The organism is Mucilaginibacter sp. (assembly GCF_028288105.1).
Classification (GTDB): domain Bacteria; phylum Bacteroidota; class Bacteroidia; order Sphingobacteriales; family Sphingobacteriaceae; genus Mucilaginibacter.
In genome coordinates, this window is record NZ_JAQBOI010000083.1 from 1 (window position 1) to 25,857 (window position 25,857).

A 25,857-nucleotide genomic window follows, 5' to 3' on the forward strand; every position below is an offset into this window, starting at 1 on the left:
CCTTTTTCAAGCATCTCAAGCTTTAATTCGAGCTCTTGTATGTATGGGGTTTGTATAGTATTATCAATGTTCTTGATCAGCAAGTCATCTCGCTTTATGTAAGCAATTTCGTTATCATTTAAATAAATAACGTTTTTGGTATACTCCACAATTGGTGTAGCATCAGATGCTATAAAATATTCACCTTTGCCAACACCAATAACCATAGGGCTGCCTTTACGTGCCGCTATTAATTCATTCGGCTCATCAGCACTCATAATAACTATAGCATAAGCGCCAACAACCCTGTTAAGGGCAAGTCTTACGGCTTCGTGCAGATCAAGCCCGGTAACCTTTTGGATGTCTTCAATCAAATGAATTAAAACCTCAGTATCGGTATCGCTTATAAAAGTATGGCCTTTAGCAATCAATGCTTCTTTAAGCACGCCGTAGTTCTCAATAATACCGTTATGAATTATAGTGAGTTTACGATCTCCTGATGAATGTGGGTGAGAATTCCTGTCGCTTGGTGCCCCGTGAGTGGCCCAACGGGTGTGGCCCATACCAGCCGTGCCTGTTAATTTAACTCCTTTTACAAAATTTTCAAGATCGCTAACCTTGCCGGCTTTTTTGTAAACTTTTAAACCGTTATCGGCTAAAGCAATACCTGCGCTGTCGTATCCGCGATACTCCAGGCGGTGTAACCCTTTTATAACTATTGGATAAGCATCCCTATAGCCTATATATCCTACTATACCGCACATAAATTTAATATTAAATATATGGTGCCAAAAATAGCAGTAATACTTTAATATCCATGTTTATTGCAACAACAAACATGGATACACGGTTATTTTACTTATTTATTTTTGTATAAATAATGTTTAGTTTAATTCTATCGGGAGAGTTTTTACCAACAGGTATCACACGTTCGGCAAACTGAACAGTAGGTGTAATATCAATTGAAGTGCCTACGGTGGGGTTAACCGGGGCAATAAACGTTCCATAATCTACAGTTTTTCCGGTAATAAGGTCCTGAATATATCCGGTTACTGTAAAGTGATACTCGCCTGTTGCTGAATTATAAAAACCACCAAAAGTGTTTACACCATTTGCACCTCGCGGATCACTAACTGAAGCATCCTGTATTGGTACACGTTGTTTTGCAATATCCAATTGATACATTGTTAACCGCGGTGCGGCTCTATAAGGTATAGTTGTTCCGGGTGCGGCTTTAACAATAAGCTCGGCTCGGTTAATTACTACATTGCCTACACCAGCAAAAGCGTTTTTAATATTGGGGAAGCTTACTTTGGCCTTTAAGCCTGCAAGGCCCTTTAAGTAAAAGAGACCATCTGTAGATGTATTATTGAGAGCCGCCTGTACTTTTGTACTATGTGTGTGCTTTATCTGCACAGCATGAGTACGTGTCTGAACAGGTATTCTAACTGCCCCTGTATCACTTACTCCGGCACTATCTGTTCTGTAAAATACATCAACGCGTGCAGAATCTAATACGAACATGATGTTTCCACCCGGACCCGTAGTTTGGCTTTTATCTAAAGTAAGATACAACCCTTTAACCGCGTTTTGAAAGGCTGTACTTGATGCCCGGTAAGAGGTGGCACCAGCTCCAAATAAATATTGATTTACAAAAGCCTGGCTAATAGGTATGCGTAATTGCGGCGCAACCTTTACAAGTGTATCTGTTCGGCCGGTTAAAATAGCATATATTTTTATGGTGTCATGTGAACGTACCGTAAAAGTTTTTGTCCCTAATAGTGCTGCGTCATAAGTCCATTGTTTATTGCTGTAATAAGATGTGCCGGATTTAATCGGCTCACTTAACTGGTGTACATCCAACTTAAATTTTGATGTAAGTGAATCGCCGTAAAAACCATCAGCATAAGGTAATACCAAAACGGATGAGTCAATTGTCATTGTCCCGCCGGCGCCGGTTGGCAAGGTATATGTGGTGGCGTAACCTGGCAACGATAGGGCTGCAGCAATGTTTGATTCGGTAACACCAAGTTCAGGGTCTTTGAAATAAGATAGTGGGGTTCTGGACAATGCAGTTGTAACTACAGTATCTTCGGGTACAGTAATAACATTTATATTGGTATCAACCATTAACGTGCCATTAAGCTGGTTACTGGCATCAACGCCTAACCCAATAGAATCCTGGTTTTTACAGCCATTCAAAATAAAAAGACTTATTAACAGGGTTAATAAGCCTAATTTGTAAAATTTCATATGTAATTTTAAAGCTTAAGCAACATCCACCAATTGATCGTTGGTAATTTCGTCGTAAAAATTGTAATAATTTTCGAAATCAGAAGTGGAAACGTATTCTAAGACCGATTTATTGCTGTTTTTAACATTATTTAACACATCAGCATCAATGTTAGCGCTGCCTAACACAATGCCATCGCTATACTGGATAGCACCTGCATACATTGCAGTGTTAGTGCCTTCCTTGTAAACTTCGGTATGTGCTTCGGTCATATCGCCCATTATTGCCTTACGTGCAAAATCGGGATCCATTTTCTCTTTAAAATCATTTTCATAAATAGAGTAAACTACTTTTGAATTTTTAAAAGTAGGATCGTCTTTATATGTTGTTTTTAGATAAGCCGGCACTAAAGCGCTCATCCAGCCGTGGCAGTGAATAACATCTGGCGCCCAGCCAAGTTTCTTAACAGTTTCTAATGCACCTTTGCAAAAGAAGATCATACGCTCGTCGTTGTCGGCATAAAATTTACCGTCTTTATCGTTAAACACGTGCTTACGTTGAAAATACTCTTCATTATCTAAAAAGTAAACTTGCATACGTGCTGCCGGAATTGAAGCAACCTTAATTATCAGCGGATTATCATTATCATTAATAATAATATTCATCCCAGATAAACGGATAACTTCATGTAAGCGGTTCCTGCGCTCATTAATATTCCCGAAACGCGGCATCAAAATGCGTATTTCAAAACCTTTTTCCTGCATTGCTTGCGGAAGCTGGCGTGTTATTTCGGCAATTTTTGTGAGTTCAAGGAAAGGGGACATTTCATGAGTTATGAACAAAAGCTTAGATTTACCCATCACTAATCAGTATTAAATGTAAAGAAGTCAAAAAAATTTGAGTTTGCAAATATAAGCATTATTATATGAACTGGCAACCACATGTGCAAGTGGGTTTGGTAGTTTTTAAGTAATTGCACACCTTTACCAAATTTTTACAACCTTATTTTAGCTTGAAAACATTTACCACCCGCCGGGAGATCCGGGAATATCTGTCCGCACAAAGCCCTGCAACCGTTGGGTTTGTACCTACCTTGGGCGCATTGCACAATGGCCATCTATCGTTAATTGCACAGGCAAAAAAGGCCAATGACATTGTAGTTTGCAGCATTTTTGTGAACCCCACCCAGTTTAATGATCCAAAAGACCTGGAGAATTATCCGCGCCCTATTGAGGCCGATATAGCCAAATTAGAGCAAGCCGGCTGCCATGTTTTGTTTAACCCTGCAGTGAGCGAAATTTATGACAATAATGAGCAATGGCATTTAGACATTGGCCCGCTGGAACATTTATTGGAAGGCGAGTTTAGACCGGGGCACTACCAGGGCGTAACACAGGTGGTATATAAACTGCTGGATATTGTTAAACCCAACACCTTATACATGGGCCAAAAAGATTACCAGCAGTTTATGGTGGTAAGCCGGATGGTTGAACTATTAGATATCCCCGTTAAAATGGTGATGTGCCCAATTGAGCGCGAACCGGATGGCTTGGCCATGAGTTCGCGCAATATCCACCTAAGCCCGGCCGATAGGCAACATGCTTTGATCTTATCAAAAACACTGAACTGGGTTAAAGCGAATTTTGACAGCAATAACATTACAGACTTGCAGCAACAAGCCATGGATCTGCTTAAAACCGAAGATGGCGTACAGCCTGAATATTTTGAGATTGTTGACGGCAAAACCCTTTTGCCGGCTGATAGAAACAGCGAAACTATTGTAGCCCTTACCGCCGCCCGCGTAGGAAAAACAAGGCTGATAGATAATCTGCTGATACGATAGATCATAACAATGTCTTATATATATTACAGTTTGCCAACTATGGGTTATAGATTATCGGTTAAAATAATTCCTACCTTTGCACCATGATTATTGAGGTATTAAAATCAAAACTTCATCGTGTTAAGGTTACACAGGCCGAGCTGAACTATGTTGGCAGTATAACTATTGATGAGGATCTTATTGAAGCGGCTAATATCATCCCGAACGAGAAGGTGCAGATTGTTAATAATAACAACGGCGCCCGCTTTGAAACCTATGTTATAAAAGGCGAACGTGGCAGTGGTACAGTATGCCTTAACGGCGCAACCGCAAGGCTTGCCCAGGTTGGCGATGTTGTTATCATTATGTCTTACGCTTATATGGAAACCGAAGAAGCCCGTGCCTACGAGCCAATTTTGATATTCCCGGATGCAAATAACAAATTAATTAAATAACTTAGGGGCTATCTAAGCCCTGTTATTTAATGAAACTGCTTTTCACTTCCCTGCTGTTATTTCTTACTACTGCAGTATTTGCCCAGCAAGCCATCTTTTATTTAAAAAAGGATGGCAAATACATCAACCAGTCTGATAGTGCCGACTATATCCGTGTTATAAAGCCGCCAGATTCGGCCTCGGTATTGTACAATGTTTTTGAATTTTATAAAAACGGGACACCAAAACTTATTGGCAAGTCGCGCACCATAGACCCACCCTGGTATGAAGGTCAATGCCTTAATTACTACGAATCGGGTAAAAAGCAAAGCCTCGGTAATTATAAAAACAACTTAAAATCAGGCGATTTCTTTGAATATTATTCAAATGGCAAATTATACCAGGCTTTAAAATATCCCGATACCACCAGGGTAGATAATATTAAAGATGACTTTTTAATAATTGCAAATTACGATTCGCTTGGTACAGTACAGGTGCAAAACGGCGAAGGGTATTATAAAGGCTTCGATGAAAAATTTAATTACATAAGCGATGCCGGTAAGATTGTTAACGGGAAAAGGGAAGGTACCTGGAAAATTGATTTCAGGAACAGAAACATTACCGCTACCGAGGTTTACAAGAATGGCGAATTAATAAGTGGCGAGTCTGAAACCGGGAATGGCGATGTAACCAAATATAGCGGCAGCAGGTTTACATCACCCGAATTTAAAGGAGGTGTTGAAGCATTTGGCAGCTACCTGGGCAACAACATAAAATACCCCGAAAACGAACGCAGAAGGAATATTGAAGGGCGGGTAATAATTACCTTTGTGATAGAAAAAGATGGCAGCTTAAGCAGCCTCAAAGTACTTAGATCAGTAAGCCCCGGGCTTGATGATGAAGCATTGCGGGTATTAAAAAGATCTCCAAAGTGGGTACCGGGCACAATGATGGGCAAGCCCATGAGAGTTAATTATAGTGTGCCTGTTAACTTTGCATTAAGGTAATTAGCAATTACATACCGTATTTATAAGCATACTATAACTGGGTATTACACAGCCTAATATTAATTTACAAATTTAAAGTTCCAATTCCCTGCAAATTGCTATCTTTGCACCCCGACGCTGAGGTCGGGATTTTTCGCCTTTCAGCGCATAGGATTTACGTTAAATGGACTACCCATTTTTAACTTTTGAATTTTAACTTTTTGACTTAGAAAAGCCCTATGCCCAAAGATACTTCCATCAAATCCGTACTAATTATTGGTTCAGGCCCTATCATTATTGGCCAGGCGTGTGAGTTTGATTACGCAGGCTCGCAAGCTGCCCTTTCTTTAAAAGAAGAAGGCATTACCGTATCCATCATCAACAGCAACCCTGCTACTATTATGACGGATAAGGTTATTGGCGACCATGTTTACCTGCTGCCGCTTACCTGCGAAAGCATTGAGCAAATACTTACCGAACAAAAAATTGATGCCGTACTGCCTACTATGGGTGGCCAAACCGCGCTAAACCTTTGTATTGAGGCCGATGAGCAAGGTATCTGGAAAAAACACGGTGTTAAAATTGTAGGTGTTGATATAGCCGCGATAGAAAAAACCGAGAATCGCGAAGCCTTCCGCCAGTTAATGGTTGATATAGGTGTTGGAGTGGCTACTTCAAAAATAGCCAACTCGTTCCTTGAAGGTAAAGAAGCCGCGCAGGAAATTGGTTTCCCGCTGGTTATACGCCCAAGCTATACGCTGGGTGGTAAAGGCGCTGGCTTTGTACATAAAAAAGAAGATTTTGACGCCGCTTTAAGTCGCGGCTTGCAGGCATCGCCAACCCACGAGGTATTGGTTGAGCAGGCAGTTTTAGGCTGGAAAGAATACGAGCTGGAGCTTTTGAGGGATAGTAATGATAACGTTATCATTATCTGTTCTATCGAGAACTTCGACCCAATGGGTATCCACACCGGCGACTCGATAACCGTGGCACCTGCCATGACACTGAGCGACCGCTGCTACCAGGAAATGCGTAACCAGGCCATCAAAATGATGCGTGCCATTGGTAATTTCGCGGGTGGTTGTAACGTACAGTTCTCGGTAAACCCTGCCGATGAAAGCATTATCGCCATTGAGATAAACCCACGTGTATCGCGTTCATCAGCATTAGCATCAAAAGCAACAGGTTACCCAATTGCTAAAATAGCTGCAAAGCTGGCCATTGGTTATAACCTCGATGAAATAGAAAATCAGATCACCAAAACAACTTCGGCTTATTTTGAACCGACGTTGGATTACGTGATCGTAAAGATCCCCCGCTGGAACTTTGATAAATTTAAAGGCGCTAACCGCGAGCTTGGTTTAACCATGAAATCGGTAGGCGAGGTGATGGGCATTGGCCGCAGCTTTATCGAAGCTTTACAGAAGGCTTGCCAGAGTTTAGAAATTGGCCGCGCCGGCCTTGGTGCCGATGGCCGCCAAAGCCGCAACCTTGACGAGATAATGCACAGCCTGGAGCATCCAAGCTGGGACAGGCTGTTCCACATCTATGATGCCATGAGCCTGGGTGTGCCAATTGAATCGATAAGAAAAGTTACTAAGATTGACCGCTGGTTCCTGAACCAGATACAGGATGTAGTGAACGTAGAAACAGAACTGCGCCGCTACTCGCTGAATAATATCCCCGAAGATTTCTTCTTCACCCTAAAACAACGCGGTTTTTCTGATACCCAGATAGCCTACGTATTAGGTAACGTAACCGAGGAAGATGTTTACAAACGCCGCAAAGCGCTAAACATTAACCGTGTTTACAAAATGGTAGATACCTGCGCGGCAGAGTTCGCGGCAAAAACACCATATTACTACTCTACTTACGAGGGCGAGAACGAGTCCATCGTATCTGATAAAAAGAAAATAATTGTATTAGGATCGGGGCCTAACCGTATTGGACAGGGTATTGAATTTGATTATAGCTGTGTACATGGTTTGCTTGCCGCTAAAGAAGCCGGCTATGAGGCCATCATGATCAACTGTAACCCCGAAACCGTATCTACCGACTTTAACATGGCCGATAAGCTGTACTTTGAGCCCGTTTTTTGGGAGCATGTACGCGAGATCATCGACCTGGAGAAACCGGAAGGTGTAATTGTTCAGTTAGGTGGCCAAACAGCCCTTAAAATGGCCGAGAAGCTACATGAGCATGGTGTTAAGATAATTGGCACATCATTCAACGATATGGATGTGGCTGAAGATCGCGGCCGTTTCAGCGACTTGTTAAAAGAGCTTGGAATCCCTTACCCTAAATATGGTGTTGCCGAAAGTGCTGAAGAAGCGCTGGAAGTTGCGCACGAAGTAGGTTACCCGGTATTGGTTCGCCCAAGCTACGTGCTTGGTGGCCAGGGCATGAGCATTGTGATAAACGACGAGGACCTGGAGAAGGCTGTGGTAAATCTGTTGAAAAATTTACCCGGTAACCGGGTATTAATTGACCACTTCCTTGATCGTGCTGCCGAAACTGAGTCAGATTCTATCCACGATGGGGATGATGTTCACATTATTGGTTTGATGGAACACATTGAACCTGCGGGCATCCATTCCGGCGATTCATTTGCCGTATTACCTCCGTTTGATCTATCAGCTAACGTGATAAGCAAGATGGAAGAATACACAGAGAAAATTGCCCGTGCCCTAAACGTTCGTGGCCTGCTGAATATTCAATTCGCGGTTAAAGATGATAGGGTATATGTGATAGAAGCTAACCCGCGTGCATCGCGTACTGTGCCTTTTATAGCTAAAGCGTACGATGTGCCTTACATAAACATAGCTGCCAAAGTAATGCTTGGCGCAAACAAATTAAAAGACTTTACCATAGAGCGCAAGCTTAAAGGATATGCAATAAAAGAGCCTGTATTTTCGTTTGATAAGTTCCCGGAAGTAAACAAGGAGCTTGGGCCGGAAATGAAATCAACAGGCGAAGCCATCAGGTTCATCCCTGATTTGGACGACCCGTATTTCAGGCATCTGTATAAAGAAAAATCAATGTATTTAAGCAAGTAATTCAAAACTGGCATCAGTTTTGAATTTAAGGTTAGTCGCCGTGAGATTTTACGGTGCCTATATGGTTTAATTTAGTACTATAGTATTGAAAGTTAATTTAAAAAATAATACGCCGGTCGTTAATTTGAGCACTATCGACCCGGAGGATGTAGGTGATGTTTTACTAAAGATCGAAAGATCGTTCAATATCAGATTCACAGACGAGGACCTTAAACATATTAAAACCTTTGGCGCACTATGCGATCTTGTGGTTGAAAAGGTTAAACAGGTACAAAGTGACAGCTGCACAACCCAACAGGCTTTCTACAAATTGCGTAATGCAATTAATGCTAAAAAGCCTATTGAAAAATGCGACCTTAAGCCACAAACAAAACTTTGTGAACTTTTCCCCCGCGATAACCGCATTGAGGTTGTAGCAGATATGGAAGCCGAAATGGGCTTACACGTTAACCTGCTGCAGCCAAAGCGATGGATAGTTTATGGCTTTACCGGCTTACTGCTGGCAGCGATAGCATTATCGTTCTTTAATAATATTGCAGGGTTTATTGTAACTGGTATTGCTATAACAGGATTAATACTTGCAGGTAAATTTGGTAAAGAACTAAAGGTGAAAACCCTTGGCGATTTGGCCGAGAAAATTGCCCGCGAGCATTATTTAAGCTGCCGCCGCAATGCATCAACCGTTAACCGTACCGAGGTAGCCGAAAAAGTAAAAGAGCTTTTTGCCGATTACCTTCATGTAGAACCCTACCGCTTTAAGAAAAGAAGTAAGGTTTGCATAAGTAACACATAATTCAAAAAAGGGGATAGCCAAAGCTATCCCCTTTTTTGTTTCTCCATTGCCATGATATTCGCAGTAAAGAATATATCCACCAGTGCGTGAGTATCGTGCCTGATTTGATTATTTCGTCATGTCCTTTACCATAAATTCCAGAGCGGCTTTATCTGCCAACGTTTTAGCTATGGGTTTTTCGCCCAGATACATTACCTGATTGGTAGTATTGCTATAAATCGGCCATATCGGCAAGCCCTCACCGTTGGGATTACCCGTTTTAGCAAAATTTACCCAGTAGGATGACATTATATCTGCCAATTGCCCGTCGATAGGTTCAAACGGGCGGTTCAAAAATTTAAGGTTATTAAATACATAAGCTACCTCCCCGGTATGGAAGGCACCGTATTTTACAAAATCTGCCGTGGCGGGTAGCCGGCGGGTAAAACGGTAAAGGTAAACCTTAGTTTTATTCTTCACACTTTGCTGATTCACCCAACTATAATTTTGCACGCCGAACATCTGGTCGCGCGACATCCTTATCTGTGATCTTTCTGCTTCGGCATCTGTTGTTCCGGGGTAAAGCTTTAAAACTTCCGGGGCTTTATTACCGAAACGCTTTGTAATCCCGGTGGTGTAATCGGCAGCGTTTTTTATAGCGCCAATAAAAGCATCATCTTCGTTCCAACCGGTAAGCAACGGAACCTGGTTCTCTTTATTCGCGGCAAAAATATCTGCTGGTACCTGCGGTAAAAAGTATCCATCTATAATTGGGCGAAAATTGTTTTGTTTAAGCAATTCCTCGACCGGTAGCTTTCTAAGATCGGCAAGTGTTGCTGCGTGTAGTTCCCCGGCGGTTATTACCCCGCCTTTTTCAGCTTCGGTTAAAGAAACACCGCTACCTTTACCCGGCAACATGTGCGCACCACTTTCGGCAATAGCTTTGCTGAAATAGCCTTTGGCTAATGGCGATGCTACTAAGTAGTTAACCCCAAAAGAGCCTGCCGACTGCCCCGCGATAGTTACATTATTGGGGTCGCCGCCAAAGGCAGCAATATTTTTCTGCACCCATTTTAGGGCTGCCAGCATATCCATTAAACCATAGTTGCCAGATGCATGATTGGGCGATTCTTTGGTCAGCTCGGGATGGGCGAGGAACCCCAGGATGCCAACCCGGTATGGGACACTCACTAATATCACACCCTTTTTGGCCAGCGCTTCACCATCATAAATAGGCACATTGGTGCCGCCGCTTACAAAGCCGCCACCATAGATCCATACTATAACAGGTCTTTTTTCGGCAGGCGTTTTTGCCCCTGTCCATACGTTCAGGTACAGGCAATCTTCACTTAGCGGTTCATCCTTTATCAGAAACTCGCGGGTGTAAACCCCAAATTCGTTTGGTTTGCCCTGTATGGGGCTTTTAGAAAACTCGGTACATGCTTTAACGCCATTCCAGGGCGCTACCGATTGTGGCGCTTTCCAGCGTAGCTCGCCAATAGGCGGGGCAGCAAATGGGATCCCCTTAAATATATGAACGCTATTATCGCTGCTCACGCTGCCTGATATTTTACCGGCATCGGTTTGTACTACATTCAAAGCGGTTTGCGCGATGGAATATAAAGTAGATAGCAGGATGAGTGATAAAGTTAGTATCCGTTTCATAGTTTAAATTTTTTACTACAGAGGACACAGAGATAAAAGCACAGAGATCACTGAGATTTTATTTTTTTTTCAGTTTACTCTTTTGTCTTTCTCCATTTACTCTGTGCAACCTCAGTGACCTCTGTGGTTAATTCTATAATTAATATAAAGCAATTTACGGTTTTGCTGTTGCTTTATTATACTTTGCTGTACGGGCATCTTTTATAACACCTTTCCAGTTCAATCCGTAGCCAAAATCATATATGTGCCCTTCAGAATCGGTGTAGCATTTCATATCGTGCGGTACATCTTCATATTGGGCCTCTACTACTTTCATATCCAGCGGCATTTGCAACGGTAGTAAGGCAGATGGTTCTGCTTTACCTGTAAGGATATCTAAACTTGCCTGCCCCTGTACGCCAAAATTGGCAATTATCGCGTTAGCTTGTTTTTCCAGTTCGGCAAAAACCATAGGGTTGTTAAGGTTCACCGAAACAATAACCGGTTTGCCCTTCATTTTTGCATAAGTATCGGTCACCATAGCCAGATCGGTAACGTTGGTTGATGTTTCTGATTTGTTTTTATAACTACGGTTGGTGAATGTCTCCAAAGGGTCGCCACCGGCAAGGCTGTTCTCGCGGGCCGTTTCGGCAGTGTATTTACTATACTGTAACGATACCGGCAAATAGCCGTTCCCGCCGTTTTTAGCATCGTCGCCATCGTAACCACCGTGCCCAATAGGGCTGTCAATAAATACCAGCGCGTAATCGGCCTCATCAGGGTTTTCGGTCACTTTAAAATATTTCTTAACCGTTTCCATATTTACCGGGTATTCCAGTTTTTCGGGGGTTACCATCCCCAGGAAATTCTTACCTGCCGGAGTGAATTTTTTGGGGACATAAACAGCTTTGCCTGTTTGCAATGGCAATATGTTTGCCTTATTCTTCAGCATTACAATTGATTTTAGCTGGGCCTGATAGCCTGCAGCCATAAAATCAGCGTTGCCCACGGTTTTCTTAGTTATTTCAGGGTCAAGGTACGGGTTCTCAAATAATCCCGTACGGAAAATACCCCTCAATAAGCGTACTGCAGATTGCTCAAACCTTGCCCGCATAAAAGGTTCGCCGTGTTCTTTAACACCCATTTGGTAGGCTTCTAACACCGGTGCAGCATCATTATTGCCTCCGAACTGGTCAACGCCTGCCATTAAAATTTTGTAATGTCGCTGGGCAATGGTAGCTTTTTCCATCCCCCATGATTTACCTGATAAAAAGCTATTGATAACCGTTTCATCGCCGGTAACCAGCCAGTCGGTACAAACCACACCATCGTATTTATACTTGTTGCGCAGCAGGTCGGTAATAATGTATTTGTTGTAATTGTTGGCCACGTTCTCGTGGTTTTTAGTATCCTGGTTAAATGATATGGTATAATATGGCATCACCGCGGCAGCCATACCCGTTTTACTGGCAAGTTTAAACGCTCCTTGTGTAAAAGGTATTAGTGCTTCGTTAAAATTATTGCCTGGGTACACAGCATATTTACCAAAACCATAATGCGCATCGCGGCCACCCTCGCCCGCGCCGCCACCCGGCCAGTGTTTCACCATGGCGTTAACGCTGTTATAGCCCCAACCATTGGCCAGTTCTTTTGTACCGGTTGATGTTTGAAAACCATCTATATAGGCACGTGCCATATCTGCCGCCAGTTGTGGATCCTCGCCAAAGGTGCCGCTTACACGGTTCCAGCGTGGGTCTGTAGCGATGTCAACCTGTGGGGATAAAGCCGTAGCGATGCCCAATGCGCGGTATTCCTGCGCGGCTATATGCCCAAAGTTTTGGGTAACCGATGGATCGAACGTTGCCGCCATACCCAACGAGCCCGGCCACATAGAAATATTACCGCCCGCACCCGCGTTAAACTCGGCTGTAGCCAGTGTGCCATGGCGCGGATCGGAGCTGTTGTTAGCCGGGATACCCAGGCCAATGCCCTCTACAAAGGCTTGCGCGGTGTTATTCCATTTTGCGGCAACCTCCGGGCTTTGTACCGATGTAATAAGTACGTGGCGTACATTATCCTTTTCTAAAAATTGCTTTTGCTGATCAGATAGGTCAAAGGGATTTACACCACTTTCAGCAAATGGCTTACCACCGTAAGTTCCGACAAATGGCCCAACCGGGATAGAAGGGATCATCTGGTGGCGACTGTAAAGCATTAGCCCCGCAATTTGCTCAATGCTCATTTTTGAGGCGAGGTCTTTGGCGCGTACATCAACAGGCAAACGCCAGTCTTCGTACTTATCAAGTTTGCCGTTTTTGTTCAGGTCTTTAAAAGCCAAACCATCAACAGTTAATATTTTAACCCCCGATATGGTTGAATAGCCCAGGCTTTGGCCGCCTTTATTGGTTACAAAAGCAATGTTGCCTGCCTTAGTTTCGGTCCATTTGGTTTGTGCGGATACAACGCATGGCAGCAATGCCAGCAGCAATAGGTAATTTTTTTTCATAAAATACTTTTTCAGCTTTAGAGCGGTTCCCCATAAAAGCGTTGTGGCCTGTATGGTATAATTGGTTATTGCACTGACAGTTCTGAGTTATTGTGTCATAACTACACAATACTAAATATTATAATTTAAAATAGCAAACGTCAAAATATTTATAACAATTTTAAAACACAGTGTCGCATTGTTGCCTGTTTTGCCGTAAGTTTTTAGATAGAATCAGAAACTTTTCCTAATTCTTTAGCCCCTCCTCTACTTATGAAATTAGAAAATTGCAGGATCTGCGGTACCGCATTCGCTTCAAAATATGTTTTTAAAGAAATGATGTTTGGGATGCGCGATGAATTTCTATATGGTGAATGCCCCAATTGCGGCAACATTCAGATAATGGAAGTGCCCGATACGCGTGAAGGGTATCCGTTTGAGCAAATGTTCACAATAGCTGCATTTAACAATATGGCGGCTATTTTAAATGATAACCAACGGGGCGATGCCGCAAGGTTTTATTTGTATAAGAATTAAATGTTTTCCATGTCGGAATTTACCCGCTAAATGGTCGCATTAACACCCCATTGGTATGTAAAAACGCCCTTATATTTGATTATCATTAACCATTAAAACTAAATAACAATGACCAAGGAATTATGGATGAACCTGCCGGTGAAGAATATTAACCGCTCAAAGGAGTTTTTTTCAAGTATAGGGTTTGGTATTAAAGACGGCAGCACGGATACCTCTGTTGCTATATCGGTGAGTGAAAAGAATATTATTGTAATGCTTTTCCAGGAGGATGTATTTAAGCAGTTTGCCCAAAATGGATTGGCAGATACCTCAAAAACTACAGAAGTGCTGTTTAGTTTTGGCGCTGAAAGCCGCGAGGAGGTAGACGAAGTGGCCAAAAAAGTAACCGCTGCGGGGGGCAATCTTTTTGCACCGCCTGCCGAAATACAAGGCTGGATGTATGGCTGCGCTTTTGCCGACCTTGACGGCCACCGCTGGAACGCGCTGTTCATGGATATGAGCAAGCAAGGAAAATAGCTATATTTAAATAGCAAACCAATCACAACCATGAATAAACCCAAAGATGTTGATGAGTACATTGGCAGTTTCCCTGCCGATGTACAACAAAAGCTGCAGCAAATGCGGGATGCTATAAAAAGCGCTGCCCCGCATACGCAGGAAATTATAAGCTATGGCATGCCGGCCTATAAACAGCATGGCAACCTGGTTTACTTCGGCGCAGCAAAAAACCATCTTGGCTTTTATCCCGGTGCTGCTGTCATAGCACACTTAAAGCTGAACTGGCGGCTTATAAAGGCGCAAAGGGTTCTGTTCAGTTCCCGTACAATAAGCCTATGCCCCTGGATATAGTTGTTAAAATTGTAGCATTCAGGATAGCGGAAGATGAGGAACGGGCATGGGCGAAAAAGAAAAAGTAGCTAATAAACAAGCTTTTAACTTAAATGCAACGTTAATAATGTTAAAAAAATCAAAGTAAAATATGCTTTGATTTTTTTATTTTCATAGCCTTATGCAAAAAGGCCCTATCACGCTGCTAACCTTCTTTATTGTACTGCTACAAACTGTTCTTACAAATTTTGGGTATGCAGCGCAACCTGTTGTCCATATATCTCCTAAACCGGTTTGGCTTAATACTTATAAAGCATACGATAAAAAAGTATCTTCCAGAAATATTACTAATGGATATTTTTATCAGGTATTTGAAGAGCAGTTACATGTTGAAAAGCAGGCCGACTATACGCACATCATTAAAGAAATTGTTTCAGAAGCGGGTATCCAGAATGGATCATCAATAAATATTGGGTTCGACCCATCTTTTGAAAAGCTTGATGTTCATGAGATAACTGTTTGGCGCAATAATAAGCCGGAAAAACGCTTATCAGCCAAGTCATTTAAAATTCTTGCTGATGAAAAAGAACTATCAAGGTTTATTTACCAGGGCAGCTATTCTGCCTATTGTATATTAGATGATATACGTAAAGGCGACAGGATAGAATATTCATACACCATAACCGGCCGAAACCCCATATTTAACAACAAATTTTTCCGGGATTTGTATTTTCAATCATCTGTGCCATTTGCGCATGTGTATAAATCCATTTTGGTATCGCCATCGCGCAAGCTAAATTTTAAATCGTTTAATAAAACACCGCAGGTATCTGTTTCAACAAAGGGCGGCCTTACCAATTACGAGTGGAATGCTTACCAGGTTATGCCTGTAGAGTATTTTGATAACCAACCCGGTTGGTATAATAATTACGCTTATATACAGGTAAGTGATTACAGCAGCTGGAAAGAAGTTACCGATTGGGCTTTAAGCGTTAACCCGGTTGTACCTATAACTAATGGAAAACTGGCCGTGCAAGTTGCCGGACTAAAAGCTGCAACGAAAGGCGATAAAGAAAAATATTTTAGAGGCGCCGTGAAAATGGTGCAGGACGAGGTAAGGTATATGGGGATAGAGATGGGCGAATACTCGCATCGGGCAAATAGCCCCGAAAAGGTATTTAACCAGCGCTATGGCGATTGCAAGGATAAATCGTTACTGCTGGCATCTGTTTTAAGGGCCGGGGGCATCGAGGCCCAAATGGTGCTGGTAAACTCGGGGATAGACGGCGGTATTGATAAATTTATACCAACGCCCAACGCATTTAACCATGCTGTTGTTGTAGCTAATATAAATAACAAACAGGTTTGGGTAGATGCTACCATTGCATATCAACGTGGTACAGGTACTAATATTTACTTCCCTGGATATGGGAAAGGCCTTGTGCTAAAACCCGATAATAACGGACTGACTACCATTATACCGGTTAAAACAGGGAAGATAGATGTGCAGGAAAGATTTACTGTAACTGATGAAAAAGCTAAAGTGCCACTTACCGTAACTACGGTATATACTTTAAACGAGGCTGATAAAATGAGGGACAGGCTTGCATCGTCAAGTATGAGTGAAACGGAGAAAAATTACCTTACTTATTATACCAAAATACACCCCAAAATTGAACAAACCGATTCTATTACCGTAATTGACGATGAGGAAAATAATAAGGTTACTACCATTGAGCATTATTTAATAAGCGATCTGTTAAAAAAAGGTAAAGAGACCGGCCGTTTTGAAGCCGGGTTTTATGCAAACTATATTAACGATCAGCTACCCGTTATTCCTAATAAAGCTGTAAGCCCTGTAGCATTGTCTTTTCCGTTAAATGTTAATTACACCATACAGATAGTTATGCCCAATGGCTGGAATATTGAAGAGGAGCATAATGAAATAAAACGCGATGCCTATATTTTTAAGTCACAATCATCGGCAGAAAACGATACCCTGTCTTTAAACTACCAGCTTACCTATTTAAAAGATTTTATCCCTCTAAATAAGCTGGATGAAACTCGCGATGACGCGAAGAAAATTTCAGATAACGAACTATCTTATAGCTTCACCTTCACGCCAGATGTTTCCAAAGTGCCCTACCACTTTAATTACTGGATGTTTTTGGCCGTTATGATATTTGCCGCCGGACTGGTAATACAAGCCATACGGATTTATAAGACCGAAACTAAAAGCCTGTTGTTTGTACACTGGCGCTACCAGATGCCTATTGGTGGCTGGCTTATTTTAATTGCACTGGGTTTAGCGATAACGCCCCTGGCTATTTTTGCTACTGTTATAAATAATGACTCCTTTGACCTAAGTAAATGGAACCTGGCTTTGCCCGGGGCATCAAAAGCTGCTTATAAGGCCGCTTTTACGTTTGAAGTTATTGGTAATATTTTTTCAATCTGCTATACGTCTTTTTGCTTTTTCCTACTGATAAAACGACGCGATATATTCCCCAAATTTGTGATAGGGTTATATGCTTATTATGTAGTGTTTCATATTGTGGATTATGTTTTATTACAGGCAGCCGGAGTTAAACTTGATATAGATGATAGTAAGGATATGATGCGGTCAATGGTAGCGGCGGCCATCTGGATACCGTATTTTATTAAATCGACAAGGGTACAAAAAACCTTTATTATGCCATACCCGGTAAGCAATTATGCGTTTGACACCAATGTACAACCACAAACCGGGGTGCATGAACAGGAAATTAGAGAGGATAAATTACCGGGGTAATTTATTAAAGTCGATCATAGGCGGGTGTAAACTTCTTCTGTATTCAAACTTTTGGTTTAGCGGTGTCAGGTCATCAAAGAAGCCACCATTTCTAAGGTAAAGCCGTCCATCTTTTAATCCACCTGAATAATCTTTACGGTAGTTTTTCCGGGCGGTTTCATCACCTGTGTATTTGGCCTCTGTTACGGCGTGCCATTTACCGGCACTATCGCTTAGCCATTGGTTGGTGTAATAGGCCATGCGTATTTTATTGCCATTATCAGGTTCAAAGTTTTCTACAAAAGAATATAGATCTGTAAGATAGCCTACGGTTTGTGGTCTGCTAAAGCTGGCAATTAGCAACCATTTATCAGTACCTGTTTCTTTAAACCAAGCCGTGTATGTGGTTGAATTATGTAATTTATTGGGTTCAGCTTCTAATAAAAACGCGTAGGTTTTACCTGCCTGCCATGGGTATTGCAAATAGCTTTGCCCGCCCGATCCCTCGTCTCCAAACTCGCCGCCGTGTACTTTATCACCTTTGTTTAATAATTTTATTCGCAGACTGTCCGGGATGCTTTTTGGGTCATCTGTTTTAAACGGGCTCCATACCGAAAACAGCACCCGGCGCTCGGTATCTGAATTTACCTGCATGCCAAAATATCCCCCGCTAAAACCATCGGCCATAAAATAAGAACCTATCACGTCCATTTTTTGGGGAACGGTAATTTCGTTATAAAACCACCTAACATCGTTTTTAATTTCCTGCGGGATATTATAGCGTAAATGAACCGAAGGCCCCCGCCGCCCAAAATGAAATGAAGACCCGGTTTTTACGTAAGTAAGTTCATTTGCAGGTTGAGCCCCTTCAGCTATAAGCTCTGTTACATCGGCATAAATACTTCCCGATTTATTTACCCCCTTCAAATCAACTTTTATATAGCCGGGTTGTACCATTACTTTACCAATAGTAAGGGTGTCGAAGCCTGCGTTTGCTACTTGCTTAACAAAAACGTGTTTGCCGATAGTAATGCTGATCTTACTTTTGCCTTCGGGGGCGCGTAATCTTAATGCAAATGTTAATTCAGCCGCCTTGTCAACCCTAAAATATATGGATATCGCATCCTGCGCACTCTTCCAGTTAGTTAAACCATCATCGGTAATAACAGCTTTACCAGTAGCCCAGGCATTGCCCCCAAGTGGTATAATAGCCTTAGCAGCCTGGCCAAATGCGCAAATTGTACCCGTAAGTGTAATAAATAGTATAAGCAGGAGTGTTTTTCTCATTATTATGTGATAGCGATATGAAAGCTAAATTAAAAATTTAAGCTATTACACCCACTTTATAACCAGTATTTCTTCCGCCTCTATACTAATATGGTTTCCACCCACCTTGCCACCATTATTGGCAAAAAGTACAATAGGTTGCAGCGATGAGTTTTGGGGTATCAGTTTAAGCTCTCTCCTTACAACTGCTTTATTAATAATAATGGTCACAATTTCTTTATTGTTACCCAATAGCTTCATCAGCACCCCCTTTTGTGGTTCTTCAAAAACAAAGGGCAGGTTTAAGGTTGAATAGTTAAGCACTTTGGCTAAAAACAAGTTAAGATGATCATAGCTGCTCAATATCCTGCTGCCCAAACCCACAAGCGATGGCAGCCAATATACCTTGCCTTTGCCAAAGTTATTCTCGGTAGCAGTGATGTCATCGTTGCGAGCGGCAAGTACTGTGGCTGTAGTGGCCTTTAAGCTGCCACGCCATTGATAAGCAGGCAGGGCAATACCATCAACAACCATTTCCTCCATATCGTCAATAGCTTTGTATTCGAGTACATCAGCCCCCAGTAAATTGCGCAGCGGGAAACCCAACCGCATCAGGGCAACCGCGTTTTCGTCATAATAACCGGTTAGTCCGTCAGCTATTAGTTTGCCGCCTTTCGTTACAAAAGCTTCCAGCAAAGGCCAATATTTTGAGGGGATAGCTATTTGGTGTGCCAAAATAATAGCAATGCCGTCATAGCTCCGTTTAGAGAAATCAAATTCACTTATCTCTTTTAAATTGGCTTGTACACCGGCTTCACTCAATGCTTCAAAATAAGCCAACGCAGATTTCATTACACCACCTTCGTCGCGCCCTTCGTAGCTTTTGCCGCCGGTTTGCAACTTCTTTTCAACCCATATCGATTCGCGGGTATACAATATATTTATGCCGGATGCTACCACTTTGGCTTCCTCAAAAAAACCAATATGTTCATTAACCGTATTAATAACTTCTACAGCGGCCTGCAACCTGTCTGATGGTTCATTGTGATAGTTAAGCATAGCCCATTCGCCCGCCTCTATGCCCGATGAGCGGGGATTTAAGCACCAGAATATCGCGCCCTTACTTTCCGCGCCAATGGCTATCCAAAGCCATTGTGTAATTTCTTGTTTAGTTGGGCAAAGCGATAAAAAGCCGCTGTAAGTATTATTGCCACCTTGCAATTCGGTCATAAACCATGGGATCTCCCCGGCACCCGAGCGGATGATCTCGCAATTGGCCGAAACCGCCAAAGCGTACTGCTCCCGGTTAAAGTAACTAAAATGCCAGCTGGCGTGTGCAGAACCACCAAGACTGGTCAGGAAATCGCGCCAGTCGGTAAAGTTATATTCCGCTACGTTTTTAAATATGGCGTGGTTATTTACATGGATGATACTATCCGGATCGTATTTATGGATCTCGTCGGTAAGCCATTTTAAGAACCAGGTATTGTAGTACAAGTGGAAGCGCTCATCGGCAAAATCAAAATGATCATAACCTCCGCTGTTATATTCGGGGTGCGCCTGGGCAGCTTTCCACTCGCGGTATTTATCGGTAGCAAATTGCTCTTGCGGAAAATGGCCTACTCCCGGCTCGTTTACCGGCACCCAGCCATAGCATGAATCAAATTGTTTAAAATGGGTAACAACGTTCTCTACATATCGCGCTATAGTACCTAAATGATCTTCATCCTTAGGGAATTTTAACCCCCCCAGATCGGTAAAAGCAGTGGCAGGGAACAGGTTCCCATACACTTTGATGCCATATTTATCGGCGGCTTTGTAGGCGGCATCAAACAAGGTATAATCCCACTTGCCATCGGGCTTACGCATGTAGGTTTCAAACAGGCGGATACGTGTAACCGTCATGCCGGCCTCCTGCAATCTGCGGAACCAAAGATCTATCTCTTTAGGTGTTTGGCCGGGTTCAATAAAAACCTCGGCACCTATCATGATGGGTGTAGCTTGTTCTTTAGCGGTATTCTGCATCTTAATAATCTGCAGGAATATCTTATCCCTGTGAGGTATTAACTTTTTAAAGCGGGAATGGTTTTAAAGGGTAGCTTATACTTGGTTAGGGGGCTCCTATGGAACCAAAAAATTGTTGTTTGATTTTTCTATAAACAGGGTGCTCCTCCGGAGCTATAAGTGATAAATCCTTTCTAATCCCGTTAGGGATATCCTGTTTATAGAATAAATATAAGATGTTTGGCTCCATAGGAGCCTCCTGTAAAATCTTGTTTACACCTATGTAGATTGGATATAACTATGCAACTGTTCTATGGTTTCCTTTTGCGAATGGATAGTTTCGTAAATAACATCGTTAATAGATACAATGCCGCATAACTCATCGGCTGCATCAAACACCGGTAAATAACGGATATTGTTTTCGCTCATTACTACCATACAGGTATCAATGGACGATTCGGGGGTGATTTTAGGGAAATCATTACTCATGATCTCGCTAACAACAGTCTCATCCGAGTGTTTACCCATTAATATGATCTTACGGGCATAATCCCGTTCCGTAGCAAGGCCAACATATTTATCGTTCTCTGTAACCACAACCGACCCGATGTTTTTCTCAGACATCAGCTTCAGTACGTTTAAAACAGTAGTTTGGGCAGGTACAGCAATAACATTGCTCCCCTTGCGGGCAAGGATGTGTTTAACGCTTTTCATAACAGTTGGGTTTGTTTGGTAATTCAATTTACGAATAACTAATAGAAAAACAATAGGTTAATGCGAAAAAGATAAATTAGTTTATCGCGATCACCTTATCCTTTAGTACACCAAACACCCTATCGGCCTTACGGCTTAGTATGGCAACCCTACCCGTAAATTTACCAAATGAGGGCAATATGGCCTGGTTTTTACCAAACGCGAAACACGGCAGTGTAACACTTTGCCTGCCCCTGCCAACCAAATTAATACCCGGGTGGATATGGCCGCATAAAACGTAGCCATCTTCATCCTTTTTCTCCGGATCGGCCAGCGGATGGTGCAGCATCAGGAAGGGGCCAACGGTTAGTTTTTGATGCAGGATGATACCCAGATCGGTATAATGTTTATCGCTGATGATATCATGGTTGCCTTTTATCAGGATAATTTGCAGCCGGGGGAACTGGCTGCGCCAAAGTACAAACCAATCCCAATCGTTGTTCATATCGCTGTGGAAAAGGTCGCCCAGGAAGATCAGTTTTTCGGGGCGGTGCTCATAAATGAGGTCGGATAGCATAGCCAAGTCGTCCTGCTCCATGTTTCGTGGGATAGCAATACCTGCCTTACGAAAATGCCCCACTTTGCCAAAATGCACATCAGCCGCTATCAAAGCTTTCTCCTGCTGCCAGTAAATAGCCTTTTGTGGTAACAGTAAAAGATCCTGATCTAAAAATTGAAAGAGGGTACCCGCGCTCATCGTCATAAGGTACAAAGATAAGGAGTTTGGTTTTATTTGGTGAAGCCTCACCCCGGCCCTCTCCAAAGGAGAGGGGGTTCTTAAAGTCCTCTCCTTTGGAGAGGATTTAGGTGAGGCCCTACCCGCGTCCAAAGTAACGGCTGGAAGTTATGTTATCAAGTTTACTCACCTTCCGGCACTACGTGCGCGACCCTCTCTGCTGCGCAAAGAGGGTGAATACAAAAAGCATTTTCCAAACCCTCTTTCCGCGCAGCGAAGAGAAGGTCGACGAGCGAAGCAATTTCGGGGTGAGTTAACTCGTAAAGGTGCTTTCCACCTTCTAAATTTATTATATCTTGCCTTATGGAAATTAAGGAAGCACAGCATCTTGTAGATAACTGGATAAAAACAACCGGTGTACGATATTTTAACGAGCTAACCAATACCGCTATTTTAATGGAAGAGGTTGGCGAGGTGGCGCGCATAATGGCAAGGCAATATGGCGAGCAATCGTTTAAAAAATCGGATACGGAAGTTAACCTGGCGGATGAAATGGCCGATGTGCTGTTTGTACTCATTTGCCTGGCTAACCAAACCGGTATTGACCTGACCGACGCGCTGGAAAAAAACATGCAAAAGAAAAGCATCCGCGACGCCGACAGGCATAAGAATAATGACAAACTTAGATAGCAATATTTGATACTTAATTTTAAATGAATGAACTAAAACAAAATATAATTTGTTTATTTTGATTATTATAAAATATAATTTGGCTATATTCGTTTATACAATAAATTAAAGCAGCCTTATTATGAAAAAGTATCTATTTATTTTGTTTGCCATTACCTTGGCATTCGCCGCATGCAAGCACCAGGGAGGAGAAAAATTCAAAGTATCTGAAGTAGTGTTATCTGCACCACCACCCCCGCAACTTGAATCGCAGAAATTTGCAGCCCCGGTAGTTGCGGCCGATAACGAAATTGTTGAAACAAATGCCAATCAAATAGCTGACAAGCCACTTGGAAATGAAAAACTAACTGTAGTAAATCGGGCCGATGACACAGAAAAGAAGATCATTAAAGAAGGCGAAATCCGTTTCGAGACCAGCAACGTTGTTGAAACCCGCAGGCAAATAATCAGTTCTTTAAAGAGACTTGGTGGTTATGCCGATGATGATAGCGAAGACACCAATGGCGATGCCGGCAGTAAGGAATACACCTTACGCATTCGTATACCGGCTAAAAACTTTGATGCTTTTTTGGGGACGGTTTCATCAACCGCAACTAAAATAGATAGCCGAAACATCCGCATAAAAGATGTTACCTCGCAGTTTATAGATATCAAAACCCGGCTGGATAATAAAAAGCTGCTGGAAAGCCGCTATCTGCAGCTTCTTAATAAAGCAACCAAAATGTCTGACTTACTGCAGATAGAAGATAAACTGGCAGAGATCCGCAGCGATATAGAATCTACCCAGAGTCAGTTGAACTACATGAGCAAGCAAGTGACTTATAGCTCGTTAACCATTACTTTTTACACCAGGCAACAAGAACAGGTTGCAGCAGGCAATGGCTTTAGTTATAAACTTAAAAGCGCGTTGATAAGCGGATGGGAGTCGTTACAAAACTTATTCTTCGGCTTATTATCAAACTGGTATTTGCTGCTTGTTATAGCTTTGCTAATTGTATTTGTAAAGCGGTGGCGAGGGCGTAGGATGGCTAAACAAGCTTAACTAACCGCTCGCCATCCAATACTGGGATAGCGGTGGTCAGATCAACCTGCAGGCAAAATTCAATATCTTTTTCGATACCTAATTTTCTGAGGCGTTCCCCGTGGGATGTTTTGCTGAGGTACTGTCCGATATCGTTTTTACCGATCTGGAACAGGTCGTTGGCGGCGATGGCAGGGTCATCCAGGATGAAGCCATCGTTTTTCAACTGCTCTATTACAGCCCCGGCAAAAAGGGTGTCTTCCAGGTTAAAATTGTTTTGCCAGCCGGCACAAACCAGCAGTATATTACCCTGTTGAGCCCTTAACCAGGTGCATAATGAGGTAGTATTCAGAAAAGAGCCTATTACGATCTTCCTGGCTTTGCGCGATAAGTGCAAGGCATGGGTGCCATTGGTGGTAGTAAGCACAACCCTTTTGCCGGCTACTTTTTCGGCGGTATATGAGAAAGGGGAATTGCCAAAATCAAATCCGGAAACCACTTCGCCGTTCCGTTCGGCAGCAAGTAAATAGCCCGATCCTTTTTCACGGTAGGCAGCGCATTCTTCTACTTCAGATACCGGGATAATGGCCTCGGCACCATTCTCTATACCATAGCAAATAGAAGAAGTGGCCCTGAAGATATCTATCACCACCACTATATAATCCTCTACGTTGTATAGGGGGATAAGCGCGGGGGTAAGGCAAACGTCTAAACTGCGTGTCATTGTATGTAGTCATTGGTCATCGGGTCGTTGGTCATTGCATTTTAAAACACAATGACCAATGACTTAATGACAAGCGAAGCTTCTATTTATAAAAAGGTGGTTTTACAACCTTTGCTTTTACTTTATTATCGCGGATACTGATGTAAATATCAGACCCTTCTTTAGCGAATTCATTTTTTACGTAACCCAGGCCAATTGCTTTTTGCAGCGAAGGCGATTGAGTACCCGATGTTACCTTACCTATAACATTACCATCAGCATCAACTATTTCATAATCGTGGCGTGGGATACCGCGGTCTATCATTTCAAAACCAACAAGCCTGCGCTCTATACCGGCTTGTTTTTGCTGTTGCAGGGCTTCAGAATTGGTAAATTCCTTGCTGAATTTTGTCACCCAGCCTAAACCGGCCTCTAACGGCGATGTAGTATCGTCAATATCGTTTCCGTAAAGACAGAAACCCATTTCTAAACGTAAGGTATCACGTGCAGCTAAACCAATTGGTTTGATACCGAAAGGTTCGCCGGCTTTGAATACTTCCGCCCAGATAAACTCGGCATGCTCATTATCAAAATAGATCTCGAAACCACCTGCACCGGTATAACCTGTTGCAGATACCACAACATTATCAATCCCGGCAAATTTGCCTTTCTTGAAAGTGTAATACTCCATTGATGCCAGGTCAATATCAGTAAGGCTTTGCAGCGCATCAGCAGCTTTTGGGCCTTGTACAGCTAACAGCGAGGTACGGTCTGATATATCTTTCATATCCACACCTTCGGTGTTGTATTTAGCTATCCAGTTCCAGTCTTTCTCAATATTTGAAGCGTTAACCACCAGCATATAGGTTTTCTCATCTATGCGGTAAACCAGCAAATCGTCAACTATACCGCCATCTTCGTTTGGCAGGCAAGAGTATTGCACCTTGCCATCATACAGTTTAGCGGCATCGTTACTGGTAACACGTTGTATCAGGTCAAGCGCTTTTTCGCCTTTCAGGATAAACTCGCCCATGTGGCTTACATCAAATACACCTACGCCTTTGCGTACGGTATCGTGTTCGGCATTAATGCCGACGTATTGTACGGGCATATTGTACCCGGCAAAAGGCACCATTTTAGCGCCCAAATTAGTATGTACTTGTGTTAAAGCGGTATTCTTCATGTTTATATAATATCG

Annotated in this window: 22 protein-coding genes; 11 read left to right on the forward strand and 11 right to left on the reverse strand. The window is 42.6% G+C overall.

The genetic code is table 11. The features are described 5' to 3' along the window. From JWQ85_RS05620 to JWQ85_RS05630, 3 genes are all read right to left on the reverse strand, one after another. The coding region (locus JWQ85_RS05620) for a class II glutamine amidotransferase (RefSeq protein WP_299465219.1) at window positions 1-743 on the reverse strand (743 nt) is incomplete at its 3' end. A 91-nt stretch (window positions 744-834) separates the two neighbouring features. After that, window positions 835-2,232, reverse strand: a complete 1,398-nt coding sequence (locus JWQ85_RS05625) for a DUF4270 family protein (RefSeq protein WP_299465222.1) — start codon at window positions 2,230-2,232, stop codon at window positions 835-837. A gap of 15 nt (window positions 2,233-2,247) precedes the next feature. Continuing rightward, window positions 2,248-3,072, reverse strand: coding sequence for a glycogen/starch synthase (locus JWQ85_RS05630; RefSeq protein ID WP_256541692.1), 825 nt, complete (start codon window positions 3,070-3,072; stop codon window positions 2,248-2,250). Window positions 3,073-3,224: 152 nt separating this feature from the next. On the opposite strand from JWQ85_RS05630, the gene panC reads away from it, so the two are divergent. The 5 genes from panC to JWQ85_RS05655 all read left to right on the forward strand — a co-directional run bounded on the left by panC (window position 3,225) and on the right by JWQ85_RS05655 (window position 9,303). Then, window positions 3,225-4,055 (forward strand): pantoate--beta-alanine ligase, encoded by an 831-nt coding sequence (panC, locus tag JWQ85_RS05635; protein WP_299465227.1) that lies wholly within the window; start codon window positions 3,225-3,227, stop codon window positions 4,053-4,055. A gap of 83 nt (window positions 4,056-4,138) precedes the next feature. Beyond that, window positions 4,139-4,489, forward strand: coding sequence for an aspartate 1-decarboxylase (panD, locus tag JWQ85_RS05640; RefSeq protein ID WP_299465230.1), 351 nt, complete (start codon window positions 4,139-4,141; stop codon window positions 4,487-4,489). 29 nt (window positions 4,490-4,518) lie between these two features. Continuing rightward, window positions 4,519-5,475 carry an energy transducer TonB gene (locus JWQ85_RS05645; RefSeq protein ID WP_299465233.1) on the forward strand — a complete coding sequence of 319 codons (957 nt, stop codon included), beginning with the start codon at window positions 4,519-4,521 and terminating at the stop codon, window positions 5,473-5,475. Window positions 5,476-5,693: 218 nt separating this feature from the next. Then, entirely contained in the window at window positions 5,694-8,510 is a 2,817-nt protein-coding gene (carB, locus tag JWQ85_RS05650; RefSeq protein ID WP_299465237.1) for a carbamoyl-phosphate synthase large subunit, read from the forward strand. Between the two features lie 85 nt (window positions 8,511-8,595). Further along, window positions 8,596-9,303, forward strand: a complete 708-nt coding sequence (locus tag JWQ85_RS05655) for an acyl carrier protein (RefSeq protein ID WP_299465240.1) — start codon at window positions 8,596-8,598, stop codon at window positions 9,301-9,303. 108 nt (window positions 9,304-9,411) lie between these two features. Here the strand turns inward: JWQ85_RS05655 and JWQ85_RS05660 are convergent, their stop codons facing one another. After that, complete coding sequence (locus JWQ85_RS05660) at window positions 9,412-10,947, reverse strand: carboxylesterase family protein (protein WP_299465243.1); 1,536 nt, start codon at window positions 10,945-10,947, stop codon at window positions 9,412-9,414. 154 nt (window positions 10,948-11,101) lie between these two features. Beyond that, window positions 11,102-13,432, reverse strand: a complete 2,331-nt coding sequence (locus tag JWQ85_RS05665; protein WP_299465248.1) for a glycoside hydrolase family 3 N-terminal domain-containing protein — start codon at window positions 13,430-13,432, stop codon at window positions 11,102-11,104. A gap of 252 nt (window positions 13,433-13,684) precedes the next feature. Between JWQ85_RS05665 and JWQ85_RS05670 the strand changes: the two genes are divergently transcribed. The 4 genes from JWQ85_RS05670 (at window position 13,685) to JWQ85_RS05685 (ending at window position 17,567) form a co-directional block, all read left to right on the forward strand. Then, complete coding sequence (locus tag JWQ85_RS05670; protein ID WP_299465251.1) at window positions 13,685-13,948, forward strand: hypothetical protein; 264 nt, start codon at window positions 13,685-13,687, stop codon at window positions 13,946-13,948. Between the two features lie 108 nt (window positions 13,949-14,056). Beyond that, window positions 14,057-14,464, forward strand: coding sequence for a VOC family protein (locus JWQ85_RS05675; RefSeq protein WP_299465254.1), 408 nt, complete (start codon window positions 14,057-14,059; stop codon window positions 14,462-14,464). 30 nt (window positions 14,465-14,494) lie between these two features. Then, window positions 14,495-14,797: a DUF1801 domain-containing protein gene (locus JWQ85_RS05680; protein WP_299465258.1), complete on the forward strand. Its 303-nt coding sequence runs from the start codon at window positions 14,495-14,497 to the stop codon at window positions 14,795-14,797. Between the two features lie 160 nt (window positions 14,798-14,957). After that, on the forward strand, window positions 14,958-17,567 hold the full coding sequence (locus tag JWQ85_RS05685; RefSeq protein ID WP_299465261.1) for a DUF3857 domain-containing protein: 2,610 nt from the start codon (window positions 14,958-14,960) through the stop codon (window positions 17,565-17,567). Here JWQ85_RS05685 and JWQ85_RS05690 read toward each other — a convergent pair. The 4 genes from JWQ85_RS05690 to pdeM all read right to left on the reverse strand — a co-directional run bounded on the left by JWQ85_RS05690 (window position 17,556) and on the right by pdeM (window position 22,266). Further along, a complete protein-coding gene (locus JWQ85_RS05690; RefSeq protein ID WP_299465264.1) occupies window positions 17,556-18,833 on the reverse strand; it encodes a DUF3472 domain-containing protein in 1,278 nt (425 codons plus the stop codon). The genes JWQ85_RS05685 and JWQ85_RS05690 overlap by 12 nt on opposite strands. A gap of 45 nt (window positions 18,834-18,878) precedes the next feature. Then, window positions 18,879-20,837, reverse strand: coding sequence for a beta-galactosidase trimerization domain-containing protein (locus JWQ85_RS05695; protein ID WP_299465266.1), 1,959 nt, complete (start codon window positions 20,835-20,837; stop codon window positions 18,879-18,881). A 258-nt stretch (window positions 20,838-21,095) separates the two neighbouring features. Continuing rightward, entirely contained in the window at window positions 21,096-21,530 is a 435-nt protein-coding gene (locus JWQ85_RS05700; protein WP_299465269.1) for a CBS domain-containing protein, read from the reverse strand. Window positions 21,531-21,606: 76 nt separating this feature from the next. Further along, the gene (pdeM, locus tag JWQ85_RS05705) at window positions 21,607-22,266 is read right to left on the reverse strand and encodes a ligase-associated DNA damage response endonuclease PdeM (protein WP_299465272.1); all 660 of its coding nucleotides are present in this window, start codon (window positions 22,264-22,266) and stop codon (window positions 21,607-21,609) included. Between the two features lie 342 nt (window positions 22,267-22,608). Here pdeM and JWQ85_RS05710 point away from each other — a divergent pair, with 342 nt between their 5' ends. Both JWQ85_RS05710 and JWQ85_RS05715 read left to right on the forward strand, forming a co-directional pair. Further along, the gene (locus JWQ85_RS05710) at window positions 22,609-22,935 is read left to right on the forward strand and encodes a nucleotide pyrophosphohydrolase (RefSeq protein WP_299465274.1); all 327 of its coding nucleotides are present in this window, start codon (window positions 22,609-22,611) and stop codon (window positions 22,933-22,935) included. Between the two features lie 121 nt (window positions 22,936-23,056). Continuing rightward, the gene (locus JWQ85_RS05715) at window positions 23,057-23,977 is read left to right on the forward strand and encodes a DUF4349 domain-containing protein (RefSeq protein WP_299465277.1); all 921 of its coding nucleotides are present in this window, start codon (window positions 23,057-23,059) and stop codon (window positions 23,975-23,977) included. Here the strand turns inward: JWQ85_RS05715 and JWQ85_RS05720 are convergent. Together JWQ85_RS05720 and gcvT are read right to left on the reverse strand one after the other, a co-directional pair. Then, window positions 23,964-24,680 carry a 2-phosphosulfolactate phosphatase gene (locus JWQ85_RS05720; RefSeq protein ID WP_299465280.1) on the reverse strand — a complete coding sequence of 239 codons (717 nt, stop codon included), beginning with the start codon at window positions 24,678-24,680 and terminating at the stop codon, window positions 23,964-23,966. The two genes, JWQ85_RS05715 and JWQ85_RS05720, sit on opposite strands and share 14 nt — an antisense overlap. Window positions 24,681-24,762: 82 nt before the next feature. Beyond that, window positions 24,763-25,842 carry a glycine cleavage system aminomethyltransferase GcvT gene (gcvT, locus tag JWQ85_RS05725; protein WP_299465282.1) on the reverse strand — a complete coding sequence of 360 codons (1,080 nt, stop codon included), beginning with the start codon at window positions 25,840-25,842 and terminating at the stop codon, window positions 24,763-24,765. Window positions 25,843-25,857 lie beyond the last annotated feature (15 nt).